This window comes from Stenotrophomonas sp. PFBMAA-4 (assembly GCF_030053215.1).
Taxonomy (GTDB): Bacteria; Pseudomonadota; Gammaproteobacteria; order Xanthomonadales; family Xanthomonadaceae; genus Stenotrophomonas.
The window spans coordinates 1-346 of record NZ_JASGBW010000081.1 but is presented as its reverse complement, the minus strand read 5'-3'; the positions used below and the strand labels follow the sequence as shown (position 1 = coordinate 346).

General features: G+C 65.0%; 1 protein-coding gene. It reads left to right on the top strand.

The window, feature by feature from the left end:
- Positions 1 to 18 precede the first annotated feature (18 nt).
- A partial coding sequence (locus tag QMZ26_RS21300) for a hypothetical protein (RefSeq protein ID WP_283222599.1) occupies positions 19 to 346 on the top strand: 328 nt, incomplete at its 3' end.

Below are 346 nucleotides of genomic sequence, written 5' to 3'. Positions count from 1 at the left end.
GCGGCCAGCAACCCCTTGGTGGCGGCCATCGCCGCGCGCATCCGCCGCGCCATCGTGGCCAGGCAGGGGTTCCACGTGTACATCACGTTGCCCGTGCATCCGGAAGGCAGCCTGTTCGACGGTGCCGTGCTCAAGCAGCAGTACTGGGTGCAGCAGACGCTGCTGCGCGGCGACGACAGCCTCATCCGCCGCATCTGCCGTTCGCTGATCGCGCGCGACAAGGACATCCGCGAGGTGAGCGTGGAAGAGGCAGACCTGCAGGCGGAGGTGAAGGCAGGTCGGTGGAAGGAGTACCTGTCGGTAATGAATCTGAGAAGTTACGGGGTGCTTGCCGACATCAACCACA